Raw genomic sequence first — 4430 nt, 5'->3', positions numbered from 1 at the left:
GACCCGGCGCCAGGGCGCGACGTCGGGGCCCGAAGGGTCGGGTGTCGCGCCGGAGGCGGCGCGGCGCAGGGAGGCGTACCAGTCGGACTGCTCCTCATCGAGGAGCCGCGCGACAGCGTCACGCACCTTCGGAGCGAACTCCCGGACCGACTCCCCTTCGCCGGGCACGAGCGGGTCGCCGAAGCGGATAGTCAACTGGCGCCGTCCGCGGGCCGGCCAGGAGGCTCCTCGGGGCATCGCCGCGTAGGTGCCGCGATGGGCCACCGGGACGACCGGGACGCCGTGCTCGACGGCGAGGTAGGCGGCCCCCATCCGGAACTGCCCGACCCAGCCGTCCTTCGAGCGGGTTCCCTCGGGGAAGATCACCAGGCTCCAGCCGTCGGCGAGCACCTCCCCCGGCGTGGCGGACAAGGTGCCGCCACGACGGTCGATCGGGAGCGTGTTGAAGAGCAGCGACGAGCCGACCGCACGCCACCACGTGTCGAAGAAGTAGTCGGCCGCGGCCGCCACCGCCGTACGCCGCCGCCACTCGTCGGGCAGCGAGAGCAGGAGCAGCGGGGTGTCGAGGTGGGAGGCGTGGTTGGCGGCGAAGATCACCGGCCCGGACAGCCGCGAGAGCACGTCGAGTCCCTCGACGCGGGTGCGGACCTGGGAGCGGAAGACCGGCTCGAGGCCGACCTTCTGCGCGATCTCGCGCGCCGCCATCGCGGCCGGCGTCCGCGACCAGTCGTTGGGGTAGACGTTCTTGGACGCCGGCGGCACGAACGGCTCCGCCGACCGAGGCACCTGCGCCCGGTGCCCCCACCGCCAGCCGCGCTTGGCCTGCTTGACGTCCTTGACGGTGTCCTTCCAGAACGAGCCCATGGCGCTCACCTCACATCCGCGAGCAGGTGCGGCGGGTTGTGGAGGTAGGTGATCGACGGCGACGTACCGACCGTGTCGGAGGCCATCTCGAGCGCGTCCTGCAGCGTCGTCGCGGCGCGGAAGCCCATCCGTGCCGCCGCCTTGCGGTCCGCGCCCACCCAGATGACGTCGCCGAGGTGGTCGAGCGCGTGGGCGATCCAGTACCACATGTAGAACGGGTGGACGCCGTGGTAGGCGTTCGAGGTGCGGTAGAGGTGGATGTACCACGGGTCGGTCGCGAACTGCTCCTCGAACTTCGGCCCGATGACGTGCGGGTCGGTCGACTCGGCGAGGACCTCCTCGTAGAAGTCGACGTAGGAGGGGTGGTGGAGCGTGTTGAACCCCTCGTCGAGCGGGTGGTAGAGGATCGCGACGCCGCCCTCGCGCACGACGGGCTGGCCGAGGTAGGAGTTGAAGTAGTAGCCGAGCCCCATGCAGGCGGCCAGGATCGGGTTCATCGTCGAGTTGACGTTGTAGGGACCGAGATAGGGCACGCCCATGACCATCACGTCGGACTGGCCCTCGATCTTGACCCGCTGCTGCTCGTGCACCTTGCGGACAGTCCGCTCGTGGACCGGCTCGACGGCACCGGCGTTGATCCCGGTCAGGCCGTAGGCGCCGCGCAGGTCGTGGAAGAGCTTGTGGCGCAGCTTCTGCGGGGCCAGCGCCAGCCCACGCCGCATGCCGAGCATCGCCGCCTGGTCCTTGACCGACCACTCCCACTCCCGCTTCATCAGGAAGTCGTAGGGCTTGGGGAAGACGTTGTTGTCGAGCGTCGTCTCGATCTGGAAGACCTTGACGTTCTCCCCGATCAGCCGGCCCATCCGCCACGCCGAGGAGTGCATCTCGGAGTGCTTGTGGTCCATGAACGAACGGCTGTGGACCATCGTCTTCGCGTTGTGGTGGTGGCGGATCGACTTGTACGACGCCAGCCCGACGCCCACCGACTTGTGGCCGCCGTCCATGGCGACGAGGTTGACGTTGACGTAGACGAGCAGGTCGGACTCGGCGGCCCGCTTGCTGATCTCGACGTCCTCCCCCTTCTCGGTGGTGCCGAGGTGGGCGAGGTTGGTGCGGTCCTCGGCGTCGAAGTTGGAGAGCTTGCCCTGGGGATAGAAGCTGCGGAAGACCCGTTCACCCACGACGTGGCGCAGCTCGGCGGGGGTCATGCGGCGGTGGAGCGCGAGCGCGGCGATCAGCTCGACGTCGTCCACCCCGGCCTCGGCGGCCAGGGTGAGCACCTGCTCGATGATGCGGCCGCGGATGTCGGGCGCCTTCATCGTGGGCAGCGGCAGCGAGAGGTCGTCGAAGGCGATGGTGAGCTTCATACCCGGGAAGAGCAGCTCGGGCAGCGGCTCGGAGTCGACCGGGTTGAGCAGGGCGTCCCGGATCGCCTGGTCGACGTCCGGCACGGTGGCGACCGGCTCGGGCGGATAGACCACTCGCGTGCCGAGCGGGAACTCCTCGAGTCGGAAGCCGAGTCCCTCGTGGACCAGCAGCGGCGGCGTACGGTCGTCGACCTCGAGGACGAAGCCTGGGCGCGTCATGGCTGAACTCACTCTCAATTCGTTCGCGGATCGAAGGCGACCTTGACCGTCCCGAGACGGCCGGTCGAGTGGGCGTGGTCGAGGGCCTCGCGCCAGCGGTGGAGCGGGTAGACCGCCACGGACTTGGCCAGCCGGGCGACCGCGTCGCTGCCGACCAGGTCGATGGCCTTGCCGAAGGCGTCCTCGCCGTGTGCGGACGCGTAGGTGCCGACCACATCGAGCTCGCGGAACCACGCCGCCGAGAGGTCGGCGGAGGACGGCATGCCGGAGAGCACGACGCGACCACCGGCGCGGGTGGCGTGCAGGCAGGTCTCGAGCGACTGCTTCGAGCCGACGGCGTCGATCGCGACGTCGACCCCGCCGAGGAGGTAGGGCGCGGAGTATTCGGGCTCGAGCTGGAAGGCGCCGGTCGCGCGTCGGACGCGCCGCAGCGTCTCCTTGGGCGCGACGACCTCGGTCGCACCGAAGTCCAGCGCCAGCTCGCGCTGGTGGCTGTGCTTGGCGACGACGAGGATCTCGCCCGCGTCGGTGAGCTGGCGCAGCGCGAGCGTGGCGAGCAGGCCGACCGCGCCGGCACCGCTGACCAGGACCCGGTCGCCGGGCTTCACGCCGGCCCGCAGCGCGGTGTGGACCGCGCAGGCCACGGGCTCGACGAGCAGCGCCTGCTCGTCCGACAGCCCCTCGGGTACGACGTGGAGCTGGCTGCGGTGGGCGACGAGCTGCTGGCTCCAGCCACCGCCGGTGTCGTGGCAGAACCCGGTCTGCAGCCCCGGCGAGATGTCGCCCACGGTGATCCGCGAGCAGCGGTTGGTCTCGCCGCTCCGGCAGGCCTCGCACGGCTCGACGCCGCGGGCGGCGCAGGTGAGCACTGGGTCGACGACGACACGGGTGCCGGCCGGCAGGTCCTCGCAGTCGTCGAGCAGCTCGGCGACCACCTCATGCCCGGGCACGAACGGCAGCGAGACGACCGCGGAGAAGTAGAGCGAGGTCTTCCCCGACAGCATGCCGAGGTCGGAGCCGCAGATCCCCGACAGCCGCACCTTCAGACGGGCCCAGCCGGGCTTCTCCACCTTCGGCGGGTCGAGCGTGACCAGCCGAAGGGGTGCGGCCAGGCCGGTCAGCAGCATCGGGATGCGGCCACCGGCAGCCTTGCCGATCATCGTCTTCGGCACGGACCGGAACATCTCGAGAGCCAGCATCAGCGGCGTGCTCCTGACGGGTCGAGGGTGCGGGTGGCGTGCCCCGGCGAGGCCCAGTCCACGATCGTCCAGTGCTTCTGCCGCGCGTGGCGGAAGAGCGGGACGTCGGGCCGGACCGCGACCGGGTTGCCGACCGCGGCGAGCAGCGGGAGGTCGGAGTGGCTGTCGGCGTACGCGAAGGACGCACGGGTGTCGACGCCGTGGAGCCGCGCGAACTCGTGGACGAACGCCGCCCGCGACTCCCCCACCAGTGGCGACGCGGCCAGGTGGCCGGTGCAGTAGCCGCGGCTGTCGACGGCGAGGTCGGCGGCCTCGACGTGGTCGAAGAGCGGCGCCAGCGGACGGGTCAGCGGACGGACCGCACCGGTCACCAGCACGGTGAGGTGACCGGCGGCGCGGTGCTGCCGGATCCGGCGTACGGCGTCGGGCGCGAGCCGCGCCAGGATGTGCTCGGTGAGGTGCTCGTCGACGATCGCGTCGAGGTCCGCGAGCCGCGCCCCGGCGTACTCGCGATAGACGGTGCGCAGGAACGCGCCGCGCTCCTTGCGGTCGGCGTTGACGAACTTGGGCACCTTGCCGGCGATCCGGCCGATCTCGGCCAGCTTGCCCGAGGGCGTCAGCTCCCCGAGCCGCATCCAGAGATAGGTCTCGATGACATTGGAGGAGAGCAGCGTGCCGTCCATGTCGAAGAACGCCGCGACCGTCGGCTCCGCCACGGGCTCCTCGGTGGGTGTGAGCCTCTTCAGCTGCCCCACCGAGGACCGCTTCGCTCGCAGCTTGC

Annotated in this window: 4 protein-coding genes; all 4 read right to left on the bottom strand. The window is 70.9% G+C overall.

All coding sequences use genetic code 11. The features are described 5' to 3' along the window. Positions 1–864 (bottom strand): lysophospholipid acyltransferase family protein (locus AB3X52_RS19335; protein ID WP_367995742.1); only part of this gene is annotated, 864 nt, incomplete at its 3' end. A 5-nt stretch (positions 865–869) separates the two neighbouring features. Then, positions 870–2450 (bottom strand): NPN-dependent hydroxyacid isomerase, LarAH14/15/16 family, encoded by a 1581-nt coding sequence (gene larAH / locus AB3X52_RS19330; protein ID WP_367995741.1) that lies wholly within the window; start codon positions 2448–2450, stop codon positions 870–872. 14 nt (positions 2451–2464) lie between these two features. Further along, the gene (locus AB3X52_RS19325; protein WP_367995740.1) at positions 2465–3649 is read right to left on the bottom strand and encodes a zinc-dependent alcohol dehydrogenase; all 1185 of its coding nucleotides are present in this window, start codon (positions 3647–3649) and stop codon (positions 2465–2467) included. Continuing rightward, positions 3649–4430 (bottom strand): HAD family hydrolase (locus AB3X52_RS19320; protein ID WP_367995739.1); only part of this gene is annotated, 782 nt, incomplete at its 5' end. The genes AB3X52_RS19320 and AB3X52_RS19325, both read right to left, overlap by 1 nt.

It is taken from the genome of Nocardioides eburneus, from assembly GCF_040838215.1.
Taxonomy (GTDB): domain Bacteria; phylum Actinomycetota; class Actinomycetes; order Propionibacteriales; family Nocardioidaceae; genus Nocardioides; species Nocardioides eburneus.
This window is presented reverse-complemented; position numbering and strand designations above follow the sequence as displayed.

Excerpts from the sequence above, each read along its gene's own strand:
- larAH (WP_367995741.1), bottom strand. The coding sequence starts at position 2,450 with ATGACGCGCCCAGGCTTCGTCCTCGAGGTCGACGACCGTACGCCGCCG.
- AB3X52_RS19325 (WP_367995740.1), bottom strand. The coding sequence starts at position 3,649 with ATGCTGGCTCTCGAGATGTTCCGGTCCGTGCCGAAGACGATGATCGGC.